21 protein-coding genes are annotated in these 19,952 nt (G+C 64.6%); 17 read left to right on the forward strand and 4 right to left on the reverse strand.

The window, feature by feature from the left end:
• Nucleotides 1-329, reverse strand: a 329-nt coding sequence (locus tag VGH54_RS29865) for an acyl-CoA dehydrogenase family protein (protein ID WP_331515815.1), incomplete at its 3' end; no start/stop codon positions are given.
• Between the two features lie 179 nt (nt 330-508).
• Here VGH54_RS29865 and VGH54_RS29870 point away from each other — a divergent pair.
• The 12 genes from VGH54_RS29870 to VGH54_RS29925 all read left to right on the forward strand — a co-directional run bounded on the left by VGH54_RS29870 (nt 509) and on the right by VGH54_RS29925 (nt 12,248).
• Nucleotides 509-700 carry a ferredoxin gene (locus tag VGH54_RS29870; protein WP_325693690.1) on the forward strand — a complete coding sequence of 64 codons (192 nt, stop codon included), beginning with the start codon at nt 509-511 and terminating at the stop codon, nt 698-700.
• Nucleotides 701-713: 13 nt separating this feature from the next.
• Nucleotides 714-1,625, forward strand: coding sequence for a 3-oxoacyl-ACP reductase (locus tag VGH54_RS29875; protein ID WP_331515796.1), 912 nt, complete (start codon nt 714-716; stop codon nt 1,623-1,625).
• Nucleotides 1,626-1,882: 257 nt separating this feature from the next.
• Nucleotides 1,883-2,647: an ABC transporter permease gene (locus VGH54_RS29880; RefSeq protein ID WP_331515797.1), complete on the forward strand. Its 765-nt coding sequence runs from the start codon at nt 1,883-1,885 to the stop codon at nt 2,645-2,647.
• Nucleotides 2,648-2,654: 7 nt separating this feature from the next.
• Entirely contained in the window at nt 2,655-3,497 is an 843-nt protein-coding gene (locus VGH54_RS29885; RefSeq protein ID WP_331515798.1) for an ABC transporter permease, read from the forward strand.
• Between the two features lie 8 nt (nt 3,498-3,505).
• Entirely contained in the window at nt 3,506-4,708 is a 1,203-nt protein-coding gene (locus tag VGH54_RS29890) for an MCE family protein (RefSeq protein ID WP_331515799.1), read from the forward strand.
• Nucleotides 4,708-5,757: an MCE family protein gene (locus VGH54_RS29895; protein WP_331515800.1), complete on the forward strand. Its 1,050-nt coding sequence runs from the start codon at nt 4,708-4,710 to the stop codon at nt 5,755-5,757. The genes VGH54_RS29890 and VGH54_RS29895 overlap by 1 nt, the downstream gene beginning before the upstream one ends.
• Complete coding sequence (locus tag VGH54_RS29900) at nt 5,744-6,814, forward strand: MCE family protein (RefSeq protein ID WP_331515801.1); 1,071 nt, start codon at nt 5,744-5,746, stop codon at nt 6,812-6,814. Before VGH54_RS29895 ends, VGH54_RS29900 begins: the two co-directional genes overlap by 14 nt.
• A complete protein-coding gene (locus tag VGH54_RS29905; protein WP_414688842.1) occupies nt 6,811-8,226 on the forward strand; it encodes a virulence factor Mce family protein in 1,416 nt (471 codons plus the stop codon). Before VGH54_RS29900 ends, VGH54_RS29905 begins: the two co-directional genes overlap by 4 nt.
• Entirely contained in the window at nt 8,223-9,383 is a 1,161-nt protein-coding gene (locus tag VGH54_RS29910) for an MCE family protein (protein WP_331515803.1), read from the forward strand. Before VGH54_RS29905 ends, VGH54_RS29910 begins: the two co-directional genes overlap by 4 nt.
• Nucleotides 9,383-11,092, forward strand: coding sequence for an MCE family protein (locus VGH54_RS29915; protein ID WP_331515804.1), 1,710 nt, complete (start codon nt 9,383-9,385; stop codon nt 11,090-11,092). Before VGH54_RS29910 ends, VGH54_RS29915 begins: the two co-directional genes overlap by 1 nt.
• Nucleotides 11,089-11,766, forward strand: coding sequence for a mammalian cell entry protein (locus VGH54_RS29920; RefSeq protein ID WP_331515805.1), 678 nt, complete (start codon nt 11,089-11,091; stop codon nt 11,764-11,766). The genes VGH54_RS29915 and VGH54_RS29920 overlap by 4 nt, the downstream gene beginning before the upstream one ends.
• A complete protein-coding gene (locus VGH54_RS29925) occupies nt 11,766-12,248 on the forward strand; it encodes a mammalian cell entry protein (RefSeq protein WP_331515806.1) in 483 nt (160 codons plus the stop codon). The genes VGH54_RS29920 and VGH54_RS29925 overlap by 1 nt, the downstream gene beginning before the upstream one ends.
• Nucleotides 12,249-12,261: 13 nt before the next feature.
• Here the strand turns inward: VGH54_RS29925 and VGH54_RS29930 are convergent, their stop codons facing one another.
• The 3 genes from VGH54_RS29930 to VGH54_RS29940 are packed head-to-tail and all read right to left on the reverse strand — an operon-like array spanning nt 12,262 to nt 14,533.
• On the reverse strand, nt 12,262-12,831 hold the full coding sequence (locus VGH54_RS29930) for a hypothetical protein (protein ID WP_331515807.1): 570 nt from the start codon (nt 12,829-12,831) through the stop codon (nt 12,262-12,264).
• 58 nt (nt 12,832-12,889) lie between these two features.
• Nucleotides 12,890-14,368, reverse strand: coding sequence for a trehalose-6-phosphate synthase (locus VGH54_RS29935; RefSeq protein WP_331515808.1), 1,479 nt, complete (start codon nt 14,366-14,368; stop codon nt 12,890-12,892).
• Complete coding sequence (locus tag VGH54_RS29940) at nt 14,369-14,533, reverse strand: hypothetical protein (protein WP_331515809.1); 165 nt, start codon at nt 14,531-14,533, stop codon at nt 14,369-14,371. It abuts the gene before it with no gap.
• A gap of 119 nt (nt 14,534-14,652) precedes the next feature.
• Here VGH54_RS29940 and VGH54_RS29945 point away from each other — a divergent pair, with 119 nt between their 5' ends.
• The 5 genes from VGH54_RS29945 to VGH54_RS29965 all read left to right on the forward strand — a co-directional run.
• Entirely contained in the window at nt 14,653-15,567 is a 915-nt protein-coding gene (locus tag VGH54_RS29945) for an enoyl-CoA hydratase (RefSeq protein ID WP_331515810.1), read from the forward strand.
• Nucleotides 15,568-15,758: 191 nt separating this feature from the next.
• Nucleotides 15,759-16,592, forward strand: coding sequence for an SDR family oxidoreductase (locus tag VGH54_RS29950; RefSeq protein ID WP_331515811.1), 834 nt, complete (start codon nt 15,759-15,761; stop codon nt 16,590-16,592).
• A gap of 111 nt (nt 16,593-16,703) precedes the next feature.
• Nucleotides 16,704-17,885 (forward strand): hydroxylase, encoded by a 1,182-nt coding sequence (locus VGH54_RS29955; RefSeq protein ID WP_331515812.1) that lies wholly within the window; start codon nt 16,704-16,706, stop codon nt 17,883-17,885.
• The gene (bphC, locus tag VGH54_RS29960; RefSeq protein WP_331515813.1) at nt 17,885-18,790 is read left to right on the forward strand and encodes a biphenyl-2,3-diol 1,2-dioxygenase; all 906 of its coding nucleotides are present in this window, start codon (nt 17,885-17,887) and stop codon (nt 18,788-18,790) included. The genes VGH54_RS29955 and bphC overlap by 1 nt, the downstream gene beginning before the upstream one ends.
• Nucleotides 18,787-19,952, forward strand: a 1,166-nt coding sequence (locus VGH54_RS29965; protein WP_331515814.1) for an FAD-dependent oxidoreductase, incomplete at its 3' end; no start/stop codon positions are given. The genes bphC and VGH54_RS29965, both read left to right, overlap by 4 nt.

A 19,952-nucleotide genomic window follows, 5' to 3' on the forward strand; every position in this document is an offset into this window, starting at 1 on the left:
TGCTCCTCGGTGCCGAACGCCATGATCGTCGGCGCGACGCTGTTGATGGTCAGGAACGGCACCGGTGCGCCGGCGATCGCGGCCTCGTCGGTGAAGATCAGCGAGTCCATCGGGGAGCGGTCCTGACCGCCGTACTCCTTGGGCCAGTTCAGGGTGAGCCACCCGTCCCTGCCCATTTGCGCGACCGTCTCGCGGTAGACGTTGCCCTCGCCGACCTCTCCCGATGTCGAGCTCAGCGCCTCACGGCGCTCCGGGGTGATCAGCTTGGCGAAGTACGACCGCAGTTCGCGACGCAACTCCTCCTGCTCCGGGGTGTAACTGATGCGCATTCCGGCCGCCCTCCAGTCGTGGGTGAGTTGTGCGGCAGCCTGCATCAACGGCTACCCATTCGCTTCCCTGGTTGTAACACGTTCTAGTCTGAGGGTCCAGCGACCGTTCGCCGGGACGCAACCGGGACGGGTCGTATGGTGGGCATACCAAATTGAAAGCCACGTTCTAGGAGGGCGTCGTGCGGGTGATAGTCGACCACGACCGGTGTGAAGGCAACGCAGTGTGCTTGGGAATCGCGCCGGATATCTTCGACCTCGATGACGAGGACTACGCAGTGGTGAAGACCGACCCGGTTCCGGCCGATCAGGAGGCGGCAGCCGAGCAGGCAATCCACGAATGTCCGCGAGCAGCCTTGGTACGCGAAGACTAGAGGTATTCATAAATTGAGCAGCAGCACGAATTCGGCCGATCTATCCGGAAAGGTCGCGGTGGTGACGGGCGCGGCCGCGGGCCTGGGCCGCGCCGAGGCGATTGGCCTGGCCCACGCGGGTGCCACGGTCGTCGTCAACGACATTGCCGCCGCACTGGATGCCTCGGATGTGATGGACGCGATCACGGCCGCCGGCTCCAAGGCCGTCGCGGTGGCCGGCGACATCAGCCGCCGCGAAACAGCCGACGAGTTGGTCAGCACCGCCGACGGCCTGGGTGGCCTGAGCATCGTGATCAACAACGCCGGGATCACGCGTGACCGGATGCTGTTCAACATGTCCGACGAGGATTGGGACGCGGTGATCGCCGTACACCTGCGTGGCCACTTCCTGCTGACCCGAAATGCCGCCACCTATTGGCGGGCCAAGGCGAAAGAGGCCGGCGGATCGGTCTACGGCCGCATCGTCAACACCTCGTCGGAGGCCGGGCTGGTGGGCCCGGTCGGGCAGGCGAACTACGGAGCGGCGAAGGCGGGCATCATCTCGCTCACCTTGACTGCCGCGCGTGGCCTGGGTCGCTACGGAGTGTGCGCTAACGCGATCGCGCCGCGGGCGCGAACCGCGATGACCGCCGATGTGTTTGGCGATGCGCCCGAGGTCGCCGACGGCCAGGTCGACCCACTCTCGCCCGAGCACGTGGTCACGCTGGTCCGCTTCTTGGCATCGCCCGCGGCCAAAGACGTCAACGGCCAGGTCTTCATCGTCTACGGGCCAAAGGTGACGCTGGTGTCGGCGCCCAGCGTCGAGCACCGATTCGCCACCGACGCCCAAGCGTGGGATCCGGCCAGGCTCAGCGACGAGATGCAGGATTACTTTGCTGGGCGCGACCCGGAACGCAACTTTGCGGCGACCGGATTGATGGAGTGATTGGCCCGGCCTGGACGGCACGCTAAGTGGACTAGAACACGTTGCAGAATGAAATACGTCACAAAGTCTCTGACCTGCTGAAATTACTAACTTTTGTCTAATTCTGCTGTTCTTTGACACGCCGAACTTGTTCTAGTTACGATTGGCCGGCTCACGCGGACCGCTGCCGGCTCAGAAACAAGCTCAAGCGGCGCAACCGGGGAAACAAGGGCTTCGCTGGCGAGACGTGGAGACACCCGCGCGAGAAGGGAACCAGGTTGATCGAACAGCTCGCGGTCCCGGCACGGGCCGTGGGCGGTTTCGTCGAGATGGCCCTGGACACCTTCCGCAAGACATTCCAGCGGCCCTTTCAGTTCCGTGAGTTCCTCGATCAGACCTGGATGATCGCCCGGGTTTCGCTGATCCCGACGCTGTTGGTGGCGATTCCGTTCACCGTTTTGGTGGCGTTCACGCTCAACATTCTCCTTCGTGAGATCGGCGCGGCCGACCTGTCCGGTGCGGGAACCGCATTCGGAACGATCACCCAGTTGGGCCCCGTCGTCACCGTGCTGGTGGTGGCCGGCGCCGGCGCGACCGCAATCTGCGCCGACCTGGGTGCGCGCACCATTCGCGAGGAAATCGATGCGATGCGTGTGCTGGGCATCGATCCAATTCAACGCCTGGTGGTGCCCAGGGTGCTGGCGTCGACCTTCGTCGCGCTGCTTCTCAATGGGCTGGTCTCGGCGATCGGCATCGCCGGTGGCTACGTCTTCTCGGTGTTGTTGCAGGGCGTCAACCCGGGCGCGTTCGTCAACGGGTTGACCGTGCTGACCCACCTCGGCGAGCTGATCCTGTCCGAGGTCAAGGCTTTACTGTTCGGCGTGGTCGCCGGACTGGTCGGCTGCTACCGGGGGCTGACGGTCAAGGGTGGGCCGAAAGGCGTCGGTGTCGCCGTCAACGAGACGGTGGTCTACGCGTTCATCTGCCTGTTCGTGATCAACGTCATCATGACTGCGATCGGTGTCCGAGTGCTGGCCCGGTGACGCGCGGATGAGCTACGACGCCACGATCCGGATTCGCCGATTCTTCCACCGCTTCGCCGGGCCGGTCGACACCTTCGGCGAGCAGGCGCTGTTCTACGGCGAGTCGATGCGCTACATCCCGAACGCGCTCACCCGCTATCGCAAAGAGACGATCCGGCTAATCGCCGAAATGACCATGGGCACAGGCGCATTGGTGCTCATCGGCGGGACGGTCGGCGTTGCAGCGTTTTTGACGTTGGCGTCAGGTGGCGTGATCGCGGTGCAGGGCTATGAGTCATTGGGCAACATCGGTATTGAGGCGTTGACCGGGTTCCTGTCCGCGTTCCTCAACGTGCGCATCGTCGCCCCGGTGGTTGCCGGGATCGCGCTGGCCGCCACCATTGGCGCGGGTACGACGGCCCAACTGGGCGCGATGCGGGTCGCCGAGGAGATCGATGCCATCGAGGCGATGGCCGTGCACTCGGTGTCCTACCTGGTGTCGACCCGGCTGATCGCGGGTTTGATCGCGATCGTCCCGCTCTACTCGCTTGCCGTGCTGGCCTCGTTTTTCGCCGCGCGGTCCACGACGGTGTTCATCAACGGCCAGTCGGCCGGTTTGTATGACCACTACTTCAACACGTTCCTTAATCCCAGCGACCTGTATTGGTCGTTCCTGCAAGCCATCGTGATGTCGATCGCGGTGATGTTGATCCATACGTACTACGGCTACAACGCTTCTGGCGGTCCGGTGGGTGTCGGCCTGGCGGTCGGCCAGGCGGTGCGCACGTCACTGATCGTGGTCGTCGTCATCACGTTGTTCATCTCGCTGGCGGTCTACGGCGCGTCCGGTAACTTCAACCTCTCCGGGTAAGGGGGACAGTGGCAAGCACCGGTGCGCAACGCACTCACGTCAGGCTGGCAGCGGCGCTGCTGGCCTCTCTGTTGGTGGCGTTTGTGGTGCTTACCTACCTCTCCTACACCGCCGCGTTTTCCCCAACCGACACCGTCACTTTGACCACGCCGCGGGCCGGGCTGGAGATGGACCGCGGCAACAAGGTGAAGTATCGCGGCATCCAGATCGGCAAGGTCGACGACATCAGCTACGCGGGCGAAGAGGCTCAGCTGAGGCTGGCCATCGATGGCGGCGAGTTGCACTACATCCCCTCCAACGCCGCCGTCCACATCGCCAGCAGCACAATCTTCGGAGCGAAGTCAGTGGAGTTCATTCCACCGAAGTCGCCGTCGCCCGCCGCGTTGCGCCCGGGTGCACATCTCGCGGTGTCGAATGTGTCGCTCGAGGTCAACACCCTGTTCCAGTCGCTGATCGGCCTGCTGCAAAAGATCGATCCTGTCGAGTTGAACGGGACGCTGAGCGCGTTGGCCGAAGGTCTACGGGGACACGGCAAAGACCTGGGCGGCGTGCTGTCGGGCCTGAATACCTTGACACAGCAACTCAATCCGAAGCTGCCCGCTCTCCAGCAAGACTTTCGGAAGACGGCCGCCGTCGCCAACATCTATGCTGATGCGGCACCCGACCTTGTCACCGTTTTCAACAACACACCGACGATCGCCAGAACGGTGGTGGATGAGCAGAGCAATCTGAATACTGCCCTGTTATCAGCAATTGGCTTGTCCAACAACGCCTATGACACGCTGGCGCCAGCAGAGCAGAATTTGATCGACGCGATCAAACGGCTGCGCGCCCCGCTGAAAGTCACCGCCGACTATTCACCGGAATTCGGCTGCCTCTTCGGAGCCATCAACCGCGGCATCCAAGAATTCGCACCGATCCTCGGTGTGCGCAAAGCGGGCCTGTTCACCTCGTCGAGCTTCGTCCTGGGTGCGCCGACGTACACCTATCCGGAGAGCCTGCCGAGGGTCAACGCCTCCGGTGGTCCGAACTGCCGTGGACTACCCGACCTGCCCACTAAGCAGACCGGCGGCTCCTGGTACCGCGCTCCATTCCTGGTAACCGACAACGCGAATATCCCCTACGAACCGTTCACCGAGTTGCAGTTCGATGCCCCGTCAACACTGCAGTGGTTGTTCCACGGCGCGTTCGCAGAGCGGGACGACTTCTGATGAACAGCCACGAATCGCAGCGCTCGATCATGGTGAAGGTTGGCATCTTCACGATCACCATGTTGTTGGTGGCATTCGGTCTGGTGGTGACGTTCGGGGAGTTCCGCTTCGGGCCGTCTAACACCTACCACGCCAACTTCATTGACGCGACCCGGCTGAAGGGAAACCAGAAAGTCCGCATTGCCGGCGTGCCGGTCGGTGCGGTGGAGGAGGTCAAACTCAACCCGAACAACACCGTGGACGTGGCTTTCAGTGTGGACAAGCGCTACACGCTGTACTCCTCGACGCGCGCGCTGATCCGGTACGACAACTTGGTGGGGGACCGGTTCCTGGAAATCACTTCGGGCCCTGGGGACTTGCGCAAGCTCCCGCCGGGAGGGACCATCGACCAGAGCCACACCCAGCCGGCGCTGGACCTCGACGCGCTGCTCGGTGGCCTGCGACCGGTGCTCAAGGGCTTGGATGCCGACAAGGTCAACACCGTCAGCAGCTACGTGATCGACCTGCTGCAGGGCCAGGGCGGCGCACTGTCCAACTTGCTGGCCAACACAAACTCGTTCGGGTCGACGCTCGGCGCGCACGACCGCGCTATCGGTGACGTGATCACCAATCTCAGCGCCGTGCTGGCCACCGTCGATGCCAAGGGGGCGCAGTTCTCCGACACCGTGGACCAGTTGCAGAAACTGATCACCGGACTGGCCGAGGGCCGTGATGCGATAGCGGGCGCGATACCACCGTTGGCCACCACCACGTCGGATCTGACCGACTTACTGAAGCATTCGCGTCGACCGCTGCAAGGCACCCTGGAGAACCTCCGCCCGCTCGCCGGCGAGGTCGTCGATCGGCTGCCCGAGGTGAACAACGACATCGAGCAACTCGGTGAGGACTACCTCCGGCTGTCGGCGCTCGGGGCCTACGGTGCGTACTTCAACATCTACTTCTGCTCAGTGTCGCTGAAGATCAACGGCCCGGCCGGAAGCGACATCCTCATCCCGATGGGTGGCCAGGTGGACCCGAGCAAAGGCAGGTGCGCTTTTGTCAACAAGTAGCACCCAGCGCCGCGACCGCGACCCACTCCGCACCGGGATCTTCGGAGTGGTCCTGGTGGTCTGCGTCATCCTGGTCGCGTTCGGCTACACCTCGTTGCCGTTCTACCCGCAGGGCCGGCCTTTCACCGCCTATTTCGCCGACGCAGGCGGGATCAACCCCGGCAACGACGTCTACGTCTCTGGGATCAAAGTTGGCCGGGTGCAAGCGGTCACGCTCGCCGGCGAGACCGCCAAGGTTGCCTTCACCGTGGATCGTCACGTGAACGTCGGTAATCAGTCGTTGGCGGCAATCCGCACCGAGACCATCCTCGGTCAGCGCGCGGTCGCAGTGACCCCGGCGGGATCCGGTATCGCCACAACCATCCCGCTGAGCCGGACGACGACGCCGTATGCTCTTGGCTCCGCGCTGGAAGACTTGGGCCACAACGCCGGCGACTTGGACAAGGCTCAGTTCGAGAAATCGCTGAAGGTCCTTACCGACGCCTTGCATGACGCCACGCCGCAGCTCCGCGGGGCACTGGACGGCATCACCTCGTTGTCCCGCACTGTCAACACCCGCGACGAAGCGCTGGAAAAGCTTCTGGCGCATGCCAAATCAGTAACCAGCGTGCTCGCCGAGCGTGCCGGGCAGGTGAACAAGCTGATCGTCGACGGGAATCAGTTGTTCGCCGCGCTCGATGCGCGCCGAGCTGCGTTGGCGGAGCTGATCTCTGGCATCGACGACGTGTCTGCCCAGCTCTCCGGCTTCGTCGCCGATAACCGCAAGGAGTTCGGCCCGGCACTGAGCAAGCTCAACACCGTGCTGGACGACCTCAACGAACGTCGTGACTACATCAGTGAGGCGCTGAAACGGTTGCCGCCCTACGCAACCACGCTCGGTGAGGTGGTCGCCTCCGGGCCCGGATTCAACGTGAACGTCTATGGCGTGATTCCCGCACCCATCGTCGGGATGATGTTCGACACCGTGTTCCAGCCCGGCAAGCTGCCGGCCAGCTTCGCGGACTACCTGCGCGGTCTCGTCCAAGAGCGTTGGAAGTTGAGGCCGCAGTCGCCATGACACTTTCCTCCGCTTTACGGGAACGTCGCCGCGGATTGCGGTTGGCGCTCGCAGTCTTGCTTGCCGTCTTTGTGGCGGTGGGCGCTTACGTGGCCTGGCCGGGCGGCGGTGGCAACAAGATCGTCGGCTACTTCACCTCGGCGGTTGGGCTGTACCCCGGTGACCAGATTCGGATCGTGGGCGTGCCGGTAGGCACCATCGAGTCGATCGAACCGCGGGCCGAAGACGTGAAGATCACCATGTCTCTGGATCGCGATGTCAAGGTTCCCGCAGACGCTCGCGCAATCATCATGTCGCCCAATCTGGTTGCGGCGCGCTTCATCCAGCTCGCCCCCGCGTACACCAGCGGTCCTGCGTTGCCCAACGGAGCGACCATCGCGTTGGCCCACACCGCTGTGCCGGTCGAATGGGACGAGGTCAAGCAGTCGTTGACGGATTTGGCCAAGCAGCTAAGCCCCGCGGCCGGACAGTTGCAGGGGCCGCTGGGCAAGGCGATCAACCAGGCCGCGGATACGTTCAACGGCAACGGCGACTCGTTCCGTACCTCATTGCGCGAGCTCTCGCGAGTCGCTGGCCGGCTAGGCGATTCGCGAACCGACATCTTCGGCACGGTCAAGAACCTGCAGGTGTTGGTCGACGCGCTTTCGGCGAGCAACGAGCAGATCGTCGCGTTCTCCGGGCATGTGGCCTCGGTATCGCAGGTGCTCGCCAAGAGCTCGACGCACCTCGACAACACCCTTGGAACCTTGAACCAGGCACTGATCGACGTCAAAGGCTTTCTGCAGCAGAACAACTCGACACTGATCGGAACAGTCAACAAGCTGACCGACCTGACCCAGGTGTTGAGCGACCAAAGCGAAGACATCGAGCAGGTGTTGCACGTCGCCGGCCCCGGTATCGCCAACTTCTACAACATCTACGACCCCGCGCAGGGCACGCTGAACGGACTGATCTCGATTCCCGAGTTCGCCAACCCGGTGCAGTTCATCTGCGGCGGTTCGTTCGACACCGCTGCAGGTCTGTCCGGACCGGAGTACTACAAGCGCGCCGAGATCTGCCGCGAGCGGTTGGGGCCGCCACTGCGCCGGCTGACGTTCAACTACCCGCCGATCATGTTCCACCCGCTCAATATGATCACCGCGTACAAGGGCCAGATCCAATACGACACCCCGGAAACCCAGGCCAAGTCGCAGACACCCATTCCGGACCTGCACTGGATACCGGCGCCCGGTACGCATCCGCCCAATCCGGCTGACCTGCAAGCGCTGATGGTTCCGCAGGCATCGACCAACGGCCCGGTACCCGCCGCGCCCGCCCCGGCACCGAATCCGTTCGGCCCACGGCCGGGTCCTGCGCCCGCTGCCGCGGCGCCCCCGTTGCCCTTGCCGGCCGAGCAAGGGGCTGGGCGATGAGGCGGATCTGGTTGCGCGGCGGCGCATTGGCGGCCGGCAGCGCGCTGCTGGCCGGCTGCCAGTTCGGCGGATTGAACTCGGTCGCCCTGCCCGGTACCGCCGGCCACGGCCCGGGCTCGTACTCGATCACCGTCGATCTGGCCGACGTGGCGACTCTGCCGCAGAACTCTCCCGTGATGATCGACGACGTCACGGTAGGCAGCGTTTCCGGCATCGACGCAATACAACGCCGCGACGGAAGTTTCTATGCCGCGGTCAAGCTGACACTGGACCGCAACGTGGTGCTACCGGCCAATTCCATTGCCCGGGTGGCGCAAACCTCGCTGCTTGGTTCCCAGCACGTGGAGTTGGCGGCGCCACCGAATCAGCCGCCGGTGGGCAGGCTGGTCGACGGTTCGGCCATTCAGGAAACCCGAACAAGTCGCTTCCCGACCACGGAGGAAGTGTTCTCCGCGCTCGGTGTCGTGGTCAACAAGGGCAACCTGGGTGCGCTGCAAGAGATTACCGACGAGACCTATCAGGCGGTCTCCGGTAGGGAAGGCCAGTTCACCAACTTGGTGCCGCGGCTGGCCGAACTCACGGCCGGGCTGAACAACCAGGTCAACGACGTCGTCGCGGCCATCGATGGATTGGACCGGTTCTCGGCGATTCTGGCCAACAACAAGGACAGCCTCGGGCGGACCCTGGAAACGCTTCCCGAAGCGCTGCGAGTCCTCAACAAGAACCGTGACAAAATCGTCGAGGCGTTCGGCGCTCTCAAAAGGGTGGCAACGGTTGCGGCGCAGGTGCTTTCGCAGACAAAGGTGGATTTCGCCGCGGACCTCAAAGACATTTACGCCAACACCAAGGCGCTGGCCGACAACCGCAAGAATTTCGTGACGTCGAACCAGTTGCTGCTGACGTTCCCGTTCCCGAACTTCGGTATCAAGCAGGCGGTGCGCGGCGACTATCTCAACGTGTTCACCACCTTCGACCTCACGGTCCGACGGCTGGGCGAGACCTTCTTCACCACGTCGTGGCCGCTGGACCCGAACATGCTGCACATGAAGGACATCCTCAATCCGCCGGACTTCCTACTCGGTGAAATGGCCAACCTTTCCGGGCAGGCCGCAGATCCGTTCAAGATCCCGCCCGGCACGCCAGCAGGGAACAACTGATGCTGGATCGACTGACTCGCGTCCAACTGGCCATCTTCGCGGTGGTCACGGTGATCACCGTCGTCATCATGGCGGTGTTCTACTTGCGGTTGCCCGCCGCGATGGGCATCGGCACCTACCGGGTGACGGCCAACTTCGTCGCCGGCGGCGGGCTGTACAAAAACGCCAACGTCACCTATCGCGGGGTCGCTGTGGGGCGCGTCGACTCGGTGGGTCTCACCTCTGACGGCGTCGACGCGGTAATGCGACTGAACAGCGGTACGACTGTCCCGTCGAACGTCACCGCATCGGTGAAGAGCGTGTCGGCCATCGGTGAGCAGTACATCGACCTGGTGCCTCCCGAGCATGCGGCCACGACCAAGCTGCACAACGGATCTCGCATCGACCGGAACAACACCGTGATCGGCGTGGACATCGCGACTCTGCTGCACCAGTCGGAAACGTTGGTCAACAGTGTCGCCGACACCCGATTGCGCGAGTTGCTGCACGAAACCTTCCACGCGTTCAACGGATCCGGCCCCGAGTTGGCCAGGCTGCTCGAATCGTCCCGGCTGTTGGTCGACCAGGCCAATGCGGACTTCCCGCAGACGTCGCAGCTGATCGATCAGGTCGGCCCGTTTTTGCAGGCCCAAATTCGCTCCGGCAATGACATCAGATCGCTGTCCGATGGGCTGGCGCGGTTCACTTCTGAAGTGCACCAAGCTGATCCGCAGTTGCGTACGCTGCTGACGGTCGTGCCGCCGGCCGTGGACCAGGCCAACACGGCGTTCTCCGGTATCCGCCCGTCGTTCCCGATGCTGGCGGCCAACCTGGCCAACTTGGGCAGGGTCGGCGTCATCTATCACAAGTCGATCGAGCAGCTTCTGGTCGTGCTGCCGGCATTGTTCGCCGCGATCATCACCGCGGCCAACGGCGAACCCCAGGACGAGGGCGCCAAGCTCGACTTCAAGGTCAACGTCGACCCGCCGCCGTGCACCACCGGATTCATTCCACCTCCGCTGATCCGGACCCCGGCAGACGAGACGTTGCGGGAGCTCCCGACTGACATGTACTGCAAGACTGCCCAGAACGACCCATCGGCGGTCCGCGGTGCGCGCAACTATCCGTGTCAGGAATTCCCCGGCAAGCGGGCCCCGACCGTTGCGCTCTGCCGTGATCCCAAGGGTTATGTGCCGATCGGTACGAATCCGTGGCGCGGACCGCCAATCCCGTATGGAACCCCGGTCACTAATGGGTTGAACATCTTGCCGCCCAACAAGTACCCCTTCATTCCGCCCGGCAACGACCCGGACCCGGGGACACCGATCGCCGGGCCGCTTCCGCCCGGGGTGGTCGAAGGGCCTGGCCCGGCGCCCCATCAGCCGTTTCCTATACAGCCGCCACCCAACACCGGCGGCACCGACGGCCGGCAGACATGGATACCGCCGTCGCCCTACCCGCCGCAGAACCCGGCTATACCGTTCCCCAAGGCCGTTCCCGCGCCGCCGCCGCCGGAGGGATTGCCCGGAGCGCCGTACCCGCCGCCGGAAAAGCCGTGGGGTCCGCCGCCCGGCCCGGTCCCGCAGGCCAACGGCACGGCGTACACCACCTACGACGAAAGCACCGGTGTCTTTCAGGACCCCGCAGGCGGCACTGGTATCTTCGCGCCCGGCAAAGTATCGACCGCGGAGAACTGGTTGGACCTGATGCGTGACCCGAGGCAGTTGTGACCGAAGCGGATTCGGCGACGCGACCCCCGCGCCGGCGGGCTTCGCGGGCCGCCGGTCCGCACGGCGGTGAACCGGCCGCCACCACGGTACGGGTCGAGACGACACCCAAGCCGGTCAAGCGGATCAACACGCCGGTCGGTCCGCCGCCGCGCCGGCCTGCGCACCGCCGACGGGTCGGATGGATTGCGCTGGCCGCCAGTCTGGTCGGGATCGCGACGCTGGCCGGCGGCCTGGGTTTCGAGATCTATCAGCAGCGTCAGGCCGATGCGGACCACGCCCGCGTCCAGCGCTTCGTCGACACCGCCACCCAGACGGTGGTGAATATGTTCAGCTACAAACAAGACAACATCGACCAGAGCGTGGCCCGCTTCGTCGAGGGGACGAGCGGGCCCCTGCACGGCATGCTCAGTTCCAACAACAACGTCGAGAACATCAAAGCGCTGTTCCGCCACACCGATGCGAACTCCGAGGCGGTGGTCAACGGCGCCGCGCTGGAAAGCATTGACAGCGTTAGCGACAACGCGTCGGTGCTGGTATCGATACGCGTCACGGTGACAGACCTGGATGGGGTCAACAAGCCCTCCATGCCCTACCGGATGCGGGTCATCGTGCACGAAGACGAGAACGGACGGATGACCGGTTACGACCTGAAGTATCCGGACGGAGGCAATTGATGCGATGGTTGATCGCCGCCGTCGTGAGCCTGCTGACCAGCACCTTCGTCGGACTGGCCGCGGCCGGCGGCTGGTTCTATTGGCAAAGGGTGGAAACCCGCGGTGAGCAGTCGGCCCGCGCGGCGCTTTTGCCGTTGGCCACCCAAGAGATTCCCGAAGTGTTCGCCTACGACTACCAGACGGTAGAGCGCAGTCTTGGCGCCGCGTACCTGTTGCTGACGCCGGCCTATCGCCAGGAGTTCGAGAAGAGCGCCAACGAGAAGATCATCCCCGAGGCACGCAAACGTGAGGTCGTCGTGCAGGCGAGTGTGGTCGGCGCGGGAGTGATGGCGGCGCAACGCAATTCGGCATCAGTCATGGTGTACATGAACCGCACGGTGACCGACAATACCCGGCAGCCGCTCTATGACGGCAGCCGGTTGCGGGTCGATTACCAGCGGATCGGCGGCAAATGGCTGATCAACTACATCACGCCGATCTAGCCGTCCAATCGCGTCAGCGGCACTGACCGATCTCGTTGCAGTCCAACGGGTAACGGTCGACCGGGCTGGCCAGCGGTCCCTGGAAGGCAAGCGTGAAGGGTGTCTTCGTCATCGCGGGCTGAAGGCCACAGATATCGCCGTGAATGCTGGTGTGCGTGCCGGTAAGCGATACGTCATCAAACGCGTACGTATCCGTCGACGCCGCGGTGGTGCCGTCCGGGCATGCGACACCATTTTCCTTCGGCACCTGGAAGGTCCACAGATCGCTGGTAAGTCGTGCTCGGCCAACGAAGTTCGCCAGCTTCTCCGAGCGGCTGATCACCCGGGCCGTCGTGCTGCTGACGTTCAGTGCGCAGAGGTCGGCAGCGACGACGGGGTCGGTGAAATCCGGGATGGCGCGCTGGCGGGATGGTGCATCGCACAGAGCCGCGATCTTCCACGTCGTCGTGGGCACGCCTGCTTCGGTGAAGCTGTACATGCCATCTGGTGGCGGGCCGAGCGCTTTGGCGGGGGTCGATGTTCCCACGGCGACAAGTGCCATGACGGCGGCGGCGGTCAGGCCGCGGGAGGTGATCACCTTCATGGCCCCTTCCGGCTAAGTGCATCGATTATCGCAGCGCGGCACCGGTCATACCAAGGATTCAGCTGTTTGACGGATGACCAGCAGCCAGCGCATCGAGGAAGGATCGGGCCCACCGGTCGACGTCGTGCGCCAATACCTGACGCCGCAATGCGCGCATCCGGCGCCGCCCCTCGTCGTCAGTTTGGTTCAGCGCAGCCTCGATCGCGTCTTTGACGCCCTCGGTGTCGTGCGGGTTGACCAGGTAAGCCTGCCGCAGTTCGGCTGCAGCTCCGGTGAATTCGCTGAGCACCAGTGCGCCGCCGAGGTCGCTGCGGCATGCCACGTACTCCTTGGCCACCAGATTCATCCCGTCCCGCAACGGGGTGACCAGCATGACATCACTGGCCACGAAGTACGCGATGAGCTCGTCGCGGGGAACCGGTCGATGCAGGTAATGCACTGCAGGGTGGCCGACTTCGGCGTATTCGCCGTTGATGTGACCCACTTGGCGCTCGATGTCCTCGCGCAGCTTCTGATAGCTGCCGACCCGTTCACGGCTGGGCGTGGCGAGCTGGACCAGCACGGCTTCATCGGCTTTGACGCGACCCTCGGCGAGCAACTCGGCGAATGCCTTGAGCCGCACATCGATGCCCTTGGTGTAGTCGAGCCGGTCGACGCCGAGCAGGACCTTGCGCGGATTGCCGATCTCGGCCCGGATCTCTTTGGCCCGCCGGCGGATACTGCGGCCACGGGCCTTCTGGTCGAGTTCGGTCGAGTCGATCGAGATCGGGAAGGCGCCCACCTGCACGGTCCGGCCGTCGACCTCCACCTCGCCGAAGCGCGACCGCACCCCGACCGAGCCCCGGGACGTGTTGGCGCCGATCAGGCGTCGCGACAGGATCAGGAAGTTCTGGGCACCGCCGGGCAGATGGAATCCGACCAAGTCCGCGCCCAGTAGACCTTTGATGATTTCGGCCCGCCAGGGCAGCTGCATGAACAGCTCGACGGGCGGGAACGGGATGTGCAAAAAGAACCCGATCGTCAGATCGGGCCGGAGTTCGCGCAGCATCGCAGGCACCAGCTGCAGCTGATAGTCCTGCACCCAGACGGTGGCCCCGCCGGCCGCCGCGCGTGACGCGGCTTCGGCGAACCGGCGGTTGACGTCGACGTACCGGTCCCACCACTCGCGGTGGTAGCTCGGTTTGACGATGACATCGTGATACAGCGGCCACAGGGTGGCGTTAGAGAACCCCTCGTAATACTCTTCGACGTCGTCGGACGACAGCCGCACCGGGTGCAGCCGCAGGTCCTCATCGTCGATGGGTTCGTCTTCGACGTCCACGTCTTCGTCGACGACTCCAGGCCACCCGATCCAGGCGCCGCGACGGCGGCGCAACAGCGGCTCTAGGGCCGTGACCAACCCGCCCGGGCTGCGCTTCCAACTAGTGCTGCCGTCTGGCAATCGCTCCATGTCGATCGGCAGCCGGTTGGCGACCACCACGAAGTCGGACACGCCGGAGACAAGGTCCTTCGACTTCTTGCCTCCCGCGCCGGGCACTTACACCTCGATTTTCGCAGGCCCGATACCGAGCATCGCCAGGAAGACGCGGCATTCATCCGCGTCGGTTGCGTAGGCCGCTACTACGCGCCTGGCCTGGCTGGCGGTGTCGTCAGCCAATGGGGCCACGTCGTCGATTTCAGGGGTGTCAGATTTGGCGGGCATGACGTCAACTGTATGCGAAGTGCGTAATCAGCCGCACAGCGCGCTGTCACCCGCCGATCGGAGCGTTACGGGCGGGCCGTAATGTGTAAGCCGCTAACTGACGCGAATGAGGTGGGTCAATGGCAGTCCCGGTGGAAGCGAAGTCTGAAGAGCTGGTGGCCTACGAGACGCTCGACGAGGGCCGCATCGCGCGCATCTGGCTCAACCGGCCGGAGGCACATAATGCTCAGAGCCGCGGTTTGCTCGTCCAACTCGACGAGGCGTTCCTTCGCGCCGAGGCCGACGACGCAGTCCGGGTGGTGATCTTGGCGGCGCGCGGCAAGAACTTCTCCGCCGGACACGACCTGGGTTCGGAGTTGGCTCTCGCGGAGCGCGCCCCAGGGCCAGATCAGCTGCCCAGCTTTCGGATCAACGGCTCCGCCCGTGATGCCGTCGCGGAGAAGACCTACCTGCAGGAGTGGCATTACTTCTTCCAGAACACCTGCCGATGGCGGGATCTGCGCAAGATCACGATCGCCCAGGTACAGGGCAACGCGATCTCCGCGGGCTTGATGCTGATCTGGGCTTGCGACTTGATCGTGGCGGCCGACAATGCGAAGTTCAGCGATGTGGTCGCCGTCCGGATGGGCATGCCTGGTGTCGAATACTACGCTCACCCTTGGGAATTCGGCCCGCGTAAAGCCAAAGAACTTCTGCTGACCGGCGATTCATTGGATGCCGACGAGGCCTATCGGCTCGGCATGGTGTCCAAGGTCTTTCCGGCCGACGAGCTGGCAGACAAGACACTGGAGTTCGCCCGGCGCATAGCCGAGCGGCCCACCATGGCGGCGCTGCTGATCAAGGATTCCGTGAACGCCGCGTCGGATGCGATGGGCTTCACCGAGGCGCTGCGCCACGCGTTTCACATCCATGAGCTGGGTCACGCGCATTGGGCCGCGCACAACGAGAACCGGTACCCGGTCGGACTGCCGCCCGACGTCGAGGACTGGCGCAGCCCCAAGCCGACGAAGATCGCCCGCAAGGACATTCCGTAGTCGTCACATGAGCCCCTCGGGCCTCGCTCGGGCGGAACTAGGCGTTGTGCCCGCCTCCGAGCGATTTCTTCGTCCGTGCGGGCTAATTCGCTCCGAGGTGGGCAGATGGTGCCTCCCCTCCTCCTGAGCGCGCTGCCGCGCGTGTGGTTCTATGACTAGAACCTGTTCCAGTTTCGGCGTGAGGAGCTGACGTGGAGCTTTCGTTCGAAGACCGGACTTACCTGGTCACCGGCGGTGGCAGTGGGATCGGCAAAGGGGTGGCCGCCGGGCTGGTGGCTGCCGGGGCCTCGGTCATGATCGTCGGACGCAACCCCGACCGACTCGCCGGGGCCGTCAAAGAGATCGAATCAACAGCGCCCGGTAGCGGCTCGATTCGTTACGAGCCCGCTGACATCACCAACGAGGAGGAGGCCACCCGCGCTGTGGATGCGGTGACGGCCTGGCACGGCAGGCTGCACGGCGTGGTGCATTGCGCGGGCGGGTCGGAGACCATCGGGCCGATTACTCAGGTCGACTCGCAGCTGTGGCGTCGGGCTGTCGACCTCAACGTCAACGGAACCATGTACGTGCTCAAGCACTCAGCGCGGGAGATGGTGCGCGGCGGCGGCGGTTCGTTCGTCGGCATCTCGTCGATCGCGGCCAGCAACACCCATCGCTGGTTCGGCGCTTATGGGGTGAGCAAGTCGGCGCTCGACCACATGATGCAGTTGGCCGCCGACGAACTCGGAGCGTCGTGGGTGCGGGTCAACAGCATCCGCCCGGGCTTGATCCGCACGGAGCTGGTCGCACCCGTCCTGGAATCGCCGGAGTTGAGCGAGGATTACCGGCGCTGCACCCCACTGCCGCGGCCCGGCGAGGTCGAGGATGTCGCCAACCTCGCGATGTTTCTGCTCAGCGATGCCGCCAGCTACGTCACAGGGCAGATCATCAACGTCGACGGTGGGCTCATGTTGCGACGCGGCCCGGACTTCAGCGCCATGCTCGAGCCAGTGTTCGGTGCCGATGGCCTGCGCGGAGTGGTCTAACGCTGTCAAACCTGTCCACTGACCGGGATGGCGTCGCGCCGTCTGGCCAAAGCCGGTCCACCATCGAAGCATCGGAATATCGTTGCGGGTGCGGCAAGACAGGATGACATCATGGCCCGACGGGTTATCGACAACATCGGCGACGTCGCCGAGCAGCTGCGGGAACAGGGCGCTGAGGCCGAACGGCTCGGCCGGATGCCCGACGATACCGCCAAGCTGCTCAAGGCGGCCGGCCCGATCAAGCTGCTGCAGCCCAAGCAGTACGGCGGATACGAAGCTCACCCAAGGGAATTCGCTGAGACCGTGATGGCCGTCGCCGCCCTCGACGGCGCGGCGGGATGGATCTGCGGCGTGGTGGGCGTGCACCCGTGGCAGCTGGCGTTCGCCGACCCGAAAGTACGCGAGGAAGTGTGGGGCGCCGACGACAACACCTGGATGGCATCGCCCTACGCGCCGACAGGCATCGCCGTCCCGGTCGACGGCGGCTACATGTTCAACGGTCACTGGCAGTTCAGCTCCGGGACCGATCACTGCGACTGGATTTTCCTCGGTGCGTTGCTGGGCAATCCCGACGGCAGCATCGCGGGCCCGCCGACCATGCTGCACATGATCCTGCCTCGCAGCGACTACCAGATCGTCGAGGACTCCTGGAACGTGGTGGGGCTGAAGGGAACTGGCTCCAAGGACATCATCGTCAAGGACGCCTTCGTACCGTCCTACCGAGTGATGAACGGTGACCAGGTGATCGACGGGACCGCGCAGAAGGAAGCCGGCGTCACCGAATCGCTGTACAAGATGCCGTGGTCGAACATGTTCCCGCTCGGCATCAGCTCCGCGGTGATCGGTATCTCCGAAGGGGCGCTGGCCGCGCACCTCGATTATCAGCGCGGCCGGGTTGGAGCCCAGGGCACCGCGATCAAAGATGACCCCTATGTGTTGTTCGCGATCAGTGAGGCGGCCGCCGATATCAACGCCGCCCGTCAAGAGCTGCTGGCCAACGTCGACAAGATGTGGGACATCGTGGAGTCCGGGCGGGAAGTCTCGTTCGAGGAGCGGGCGGTGGGCCGGCGTACCCAGATCCGGGCCGCCTGGCGTGCGGTGATGGCGGTGGATCAGATCTTCGCCCGCTCCGGCGGAAACGCGGCGCGGATGGATAAGCCGTTGCAACGGTTTTGGCGTGACGCACACGTCGGGCTGAACCACGCGATCCACGTGCCCAGCACCGTCTACCACGCCGCCGCGCTGAGTTCGATGGGCATCGAGCCCGCCGATCCGCTGCGGGCGATGATCTGATGTCGGACATCAAAAGCCTGGGCTACATCAAGATTCAAACCAGCGACATCGACCGCTGGCGCAGCTTCGTCTTCGACGTCCTCGGTTTCGCCCGAGGCAGCGGACCCGATCCTGAGGCGCTCTACTTGCGGATGGACGAGCGCCCGGCCCGCATCATCGTCGTCGCAGGCGACACCGACCAGGTCGTGCATGTCGGGTGGGAGGTGCGCGATGGGCTGGCGCTGCAACGAGTTCGGGACACGATCGAATGCGCGGGGGTCGCGGTCAAGCCGCTGTCGGTCGAAGAGGCCGACGACCGCAGGGTCGAGGACGTCTTCGCCTTCACCGATCCGACCGGTACGACGACCGAGGTGTTCTTCGGCCCCGCGCTCGACCACAGCCCGATCGTGACGCCGTTCGGCGCCACCTTCGTCACCGGCGCGCAGGGCCTGGGCCACGTGGTGCTGCCGACGATGGACCCGGCCGGCGCGTTCGCGTTCTACAGCGAGACGTTGGGCTTCCTCCCTCGCGGCGCCATGCGGTTATCCGCACCGCCGGAGTTCGGCCCGCTGCGGATCCGGTTCTTCGGAGTCAACGAGCGGCATCACAGCATGGCGTTGTGTCCCGCGCCGCACGGCGGGGCGCCCGGTCTGGTGCACATCATGGTCGAGGTCGACTCCCTGGACGCGGTCGGTCGCGCACTGGATCGTGTTGCCAAAGCCGGCTTTTCACTGTCGTCGACGTTGGGCCGGCACACCAACGACAAGATGATCTCGTTCTACGTTCGGGCACCCGGCGGTTGGGACATCGAGTTCGGCACCGACGGCTTGAAGGTCGACGAAACGTACTACACCGCCGAGGAAATCACCTCCGACAGCTACTGGGGTCACGACTGGTCGGGTGCCGAGCCGTTGGCCGCGATGTGACCGTCACGCCCACGCACGCGGGCGACATCGCCAACTGGGACGTCGAAGCCGATGTGGTGATCGCCGGATACGGCATCGCGGGTGTGTCCGCGGCGATCGAGGCCGCGCGGGCCGGCGCTGACGTGGTGGTGCTGGAGCGCACCGGCGGCTGGGGTGGCGCAGCGGCGCTGGCGGGCGGATTCGTCTATCTCGGTGGCGGCACACCAATCCAAAAAGCTTGCGGCTTCGAGGATTCCGTCGACAACATGCAGACTTTTCTCTGCGCGGCGATGGGGCCGGGCGCCGACGTGGACCGAATTGCCGATTACTGCGCGGGCAGCATCGAGCACTTCGACTGGTTGGTGGATTGCGGTGTTCCGTTCAAGTCCAGCTTCTGGGGTGAGCCGGGCTGGGAACCACCCGACGACGACGGGTTGATGTACTCCGGCGGCGAGAATGCCTTCCCCTACAACCAGATTGCCACACCCGCGCCGCGCGGACATGTGCCGCAGATGCAGGACAAGCGGACCGGCGAAAAGGGCGGCGGCTACATGCTGATGAAGCCGCTGGTCGACACCGCCACCGCGTTGGGGGTGCACAGCATCGTCGATACCCGGGTGCAGCGACTGGTGGTCGAGAGCGACGGGTGGGTGGCCGGCGTCATCGCCCGGCAGTACGGCAACGAGCTGGCGGTGCGGGCGCGGCGCGGAATAGTCTTGGCCACAGGCAGTTTCGCGTACAATCAGTCGATGGTGGCGCGGTATGCGCCGCGGATCGCCGGCCGGCCTGCGGCCTCGGTCGAAGAGCACGACGGCGTGGCGATCCGGATGGCGCAGGCGCTTGGCGCCGACCTGGCCCACATGGACGCCACCGAAGTGGCGTTTCTCGTCGACCCGCAGTTGATAGTCCGCGGCGTCCTGGTCAACGGCCGCGGGCAACGCTACGTCGCCGAAGACACCTACCCGGGTCGCATCGGCCAGCTCACCCTCTACCAGCAAGACGACACCGCGTTCCTGGTGCTCGACGCCGAGGCGCATGAGCAAGCCATGGCGTCTCGGTCGGCGACGCCCTTTCTGCTGCGGCCGCCGACTTGGGTCTGCGAGAGCGTGGCCGAGCTGGAAGCCGAGATGGGTCTGCCGACCGGCTCGCTGCAAACCACCGTCGCGGCCTACAACGACGGCGC

The sequence above is a fragment of the Mycobacterium sp. genome (assembly GCF_036488105.1).
Taxonomy (GTDB): Bacteria; Actinomycetota; Actinomycetes; order Mycobacteriales; family Mycobacteriaceae; genus Mycobacterium.